We start from the raw sequence: 4,328 nt of genomic DNA on the forward strand, positions 1-4,328 counted from the left end.
GTACGAAGCGATCTTGGCGTTTTATGCGGCGCTTAAATGCTGCGTTTGGCGTCCTGTCATGTGCGCTCTGTGCTGCCCGGCTGCGGGGCAGGATCGCGGTCCGGCTGAGATTATAAGCGCATTACGCCGCATTACCATGTGAATTTAGCGTGACCGGATGTAACGCCCTTTCTTACGACAGGGATATCCCTTAGCGCGCATTAGACCATTCTGTCACTTCCGGGCCGCAGCACCGATGTGGCGTGGTTCTGAGATATCACTTTGGATACCATTACTTAGGAAACGGTCGAAAGATAAATGTAATAAATAAAACGCGTGCTTTCTAGCCGATATTCGGGAACGCGACGTGGCTAACGATTCGGAAACGCCTTGACATCGGCTTAAGCTTCGCATAATTTTAGCCCACGATTGAGAATCATTCTCATTCCTAATGTTCGTATCGATGTAACGGCTCACGGGCTGGCGACGGCGTGAGCGGGTCGAACGCGGCGTGCGTTGCACGTGCGAAGCGGAACCCGCGTCGACCGTCGGCGGGGGCCATGGGCCTAACTTTTCAGGCGAGGGCATGCAATGAGTTGGGACGACGAGAACGCGGAGTTCGACGTGGTGATGAACCACGAAGAGCAGTATTCGATCTGGCCGAGCTATAAGCAGATTCCAGGAGGCTGGCGCGCGGTGGGCAAGCGTGGAAAGAAGGCGGAGTGCCTGGCCTATATCGATGAACACTGGACCGATATGCGGCCGGCCAGCTTGCGCAAGGCAATGGACGGGGCGGCGGCGGAGTCTGCGCCCGCGACCCAGCCGATGCACTGATCCACGTCATGCACAGCGCAGGACATGGAATGCGACCCGACGTACGACGCGAGACGGTGACCTTGCTCTGTTTGCCGTATGCCGGCGGCAGCGCGAGCCTTTATCGCGAATGGACGGCGCGTTTGCCCGACTGGATCAAGCTGATGCCGTTGCATATGCCGGGGCGCGGTGTGCGACTCGCCATGCGGCCCATGCATCGCTGGCCGGAATTGATCGATCTGCTGGTGGCCGACGCTTTGCCGCATGTCAGCGGCCCTTATGCGATTTTCGGTCACAGCTTGGGGTCGCTTGTCGGCATCGAGCTGGCCTATGCCCTCGATGCCCGGCATGGCAGGCCGCCTGTGTGGGTGGGTGCATCGGCCGGCAAGGCCCCGAGTCATCGACCCCGGATGCTGCATTGGCTCGATTGCCCGGAAGACGAATTTCTGGACGAGGTCAGGGCGCTGAAAGGCATGCCGGAGGCGCTGCTGCAGGACCGTGAATTCATGAAGTTGGTACTCCCTTATCTGCGCGCCGATTTTCATTTGTCCGGCAGTTATCTGTATCCCGATGCAGGTCGTATGACACCGTTGCACTGTCCTTTGCTTGTTGTCAATGGCACTGAGGACTACGAAATGCATGCCGATCCATTGACGCTGAGCGAATGGTCAAGAGAAACCCTTGGTACCTGCGATCGACGCGTGATAGACGCGGGACATTTTTTCATCAACACGCATCGCGATGCATTGATCGACATGGTCGTCGACAGTCTCGCGCGTGCGGTTCATCTATCCAGGCCCTATGCCACGCCGCTACACGCCTGCACGGTTGACAGTCAGCGGCCATCGAGGAGGTTTGTATCGTGATCAAGTCGTCGCCCCTTTTCGATTTCACGCCGTATCTCGCCCAGCGCGAGACGGTGCTCGAATTGATTCGCGAATTCGCTTCGCATCAGGCGTTTCGCAGCGCGGCAGTGGAAGAGCTGGAGCTGGATGAAGATTTCTATCGCCGACCGTTGCGCCCCGAGGACCTGGAATTTCTGCAGTTCAAGAAACCGGTTCTCTCGGAGCGGGTCAGTCGGCTGCCGTCACTGGCGACGCAGCGCTTGCTGCTGAGTCTTAACGAGGTGGCCATTGCGCGCTTTCCTCGGGCGGAGGACGTGCTCGGGTCGCAGGTCGACGCGGCAGCGGAGTACGCCCGGTTCGATGCGTTCTACGGTGAGCAGAATCAACTGTTGGGCGCACGCATCCGGCCCTATCTCGAGCACTACGGTTTCACGTTTCTCGGTAACGAAGCGCATCCCAGCGAAACCATCGGCGACTTCACCGGGCGTTTTCGCGCGCTGATCGCGCAGGAAACCGCGTTCTGGGCGCAGATGTTCGCGATGTTGTCGCGCAACGATTATCTGGTGGAGGGGCTGCGCTTCATCATGATCCAGCGTTGGAGCCTTGCGCCGTCCAGACGGTCCGCCGTCGCGCGGGCCGCCGCGTCCGGATTCTTCGACTGCGTGGCCGAGCACGATCGTCCCGATGTCGCGTCGGCTGCAGACGATGCCACGCTTGCCCGGGTCGCCGAATTCGTCGGCGTGACGCGGCGTGAGCATTCGTACTGGCAGTTCTATCTGCCGACCAGCATGGTCAAGTGCAATTTGTTGTACGCGCTGGGCTCGCGGCCCGATCGCGCGTTTGCCTTGCTGGGTGCCGCCTTCGTCGCCGAAGCGGAAGCGCTGGCGTTTTCGGCGGCGTTGGCGACGGCCTGTCCGCATCTGGTGCCCTCGGCCACTCGCCCGCAGGACGCTGCCGGTGCGCTAGAGGCCGTGGTCGCGCGTTTCGCGCGTGCGTTGAGCGCCATTCAAACGCGCTTCGGCGCCGAAGGTTTGTTGCGCGCTGGACAAGGGATGGGCGCCGGCGAAAAAATCGCCGACCGCGCCCGTTGGGATCTGGGTGAGCAATTGAAGTGGCTTTCGGCAATCGAGCGCTATGTGGCATTCGCCGAGAAGATCGATACGCGGGTCAATCGCGAATGTCCCGAAATCGATCGGGAGACCTTCGTCGAACCGCGCGACATGTGTTCGACCACCCATGTGCATAACGATCACCGATTGGTCGTGATCCGCAGCCCGGCGCCGGAAGGGACGATTCAGATGCATTTCTGGGGCAATCTCGGCATGCGTCATGAAATGAAAGAGGGCGACAAGGTGTTGATCCCCGACGGCCGTTTGCATGGCTCCACCGTCGTTTGCGAGGAGTGCACCTACGACCAGCCGATCATCCCGGACGAATGGATCGAGGCGCTGCTCGACGAACAGGCCGAGCCGGTGTCGAGCGTCGCATAGGCCGATATCGGATCGAGACAAGTGAGCGGGCACATATCAACACCGTTGCAGGTGGAGGGGATCATGCAGTCAGAAGCAAGCGGCGGATCGAAACAGGACAGCCGAAAACCACAGACAAGCGACTGGCGCACGCGCATCATCGTCGGCGACCAACTCGGCGTGGAAGATCCGCCCGCTTGGATGCCGCAGTCGTACAAGACGCTTTACGACATCGTGATCGACCCGCGCTATCCGTGCTTTTTCGGTACGCAGGCGGAGCGTCGCGGCGAGATGTTCTATTCCTATGTGCAGGGCAAGGACATCAGCGGCATGGCGGCCACGATGGCGACGTTCGCACGGCTTGCCGACGAACCGGCCTATCGCAAACACAATATCGCCGTGTTTTTCGAGCCGGATGCCGAGCCCCTGTCGCATCAGGCGTATCACGATCATTTCTGGCGCACCTTGCAGCATCTGCATGATGTCGATCCGGATCCGGAAGCCGACTATCAACCCGATCCGCATGACGAGGCATGGGAGTTTTCTTTCGCCGGTCTGCAGACGTTCGTCGTCTGCGCCTGTCCGTCTTTCGAGACGCGTCACAGTCGCAATCTCGGTCCTGGCATGGTGTTGCTGTTTCAGCCGCGCGCGGTGTTCGTCGACACCATTACGAACAAAGTCATCGGTCGAGAGGCGCGTAATCAGGTGCGTGCGCGTTTGCGCGAGTGGGATGCCGTCGAGCCGCATCCGGATCTCGGTTTCTATGGCGATCCCGGCAACCTCGAATGGAAGCAGTACTTCCTCTCCGATGAAAACGTCGCGGCGATCGATAAATGTCCTTTCCTGAACCGTCGTCATGCGACGTTGCAGCAACGCTCCGCGATGGCGGAAAAGGCTCCTTCGAATGCCCCGATCGTCGCAGCCGACGTATTGGGCGCGACGCCTCCGGCCGGCGGCGTACTCACCCCGGAGCAGCGGATCGCCGCCATGAACGTGGCCCGCGGGGTTTCCGGCGCTTCCGAGCCCTTTTCCCTGTCGCGCGACGGATCGCGACGCTTCGACGGCGACGCATCGCGCGAGAGCGCGCCTCGCCATGAAAGCGCATCGCGCGCTCACGACGAGCGCGACGGTTGAGCCTGCTACGAAAGGTGAGGGGCTTGGCGCGCCGTCATCGGCTCCGGTCGATCGGGCTGCGGAAACGGGACTTTGGGTATATTTCAAG

The 4,328-nt window shown here is 60.5% G+C and carries 4 protein-coding genes; all 4 read left to right on the forward strand.

The window, feature by feature from the left end:
- Positions 1-570: 570 nt before the first annotated feature.
- The 4 genes from ABEG21_RS18245 to ABEG21_RS18260 all read left to right on the forward strand — a co-directional run bounded on the left by ABEG21_RS18245 (position 571) and on the right by ABEG21_RS18260 (position 4,240).
- Entirely contained in the window at positions 571-813 is a 243-nt protein-coding gene (locus tag ABEG21_RS18245) for an MbtH family NRPS accessory protein (protein ID WP_347558041.1), read from the forward strand.
- A gap of 29 nt (positions 814-842) precedes the next feature.
- Entirely contained in the window at positions 843-1,658 is an 816-nt protein-coding gene (locus ABEG21_RS18250) for an alpha/beta fold hydrolase (protein WP_347558042.1), read from the forward strand.
- Entirely contained in the window at positions 1,655-3,127 is a 1,473-nt protein-coding gene (locus ABEG21_RS18255; RefSeq protein WP_347558043.1) for a peptide synthetase, read from the forward strand. The genes ABEG21_RS18250 and ABEG21_RS18255 overlap by 4 nt, the downstream gene beginning before the upstream one ends.
- A gap of 63 nt (positions 3,128-3,190) precedes the next feature.
- Positions 3,191-4,240 (forward strand): YqcI/YcgG family protein, encoded by a 1,050-nt coding sequence (locus ABEG21_RS18260; protein WP_347558044.1) that lies wholly within the window; start codon positions 3,191-3,193, stop codon positions 4,238-4,240.
- Positions 4,241-4,328: the final 88 nt, after the last annotated feature.

Source organism: Robbsia sp. KACC 23696, from assembly GCF_039852015.1.
Lineage (GTDB): Bacteria > Pseudomonadota > Gammaproteobacteria > Burkholderiales > Burkholderiaceae > Robbsia.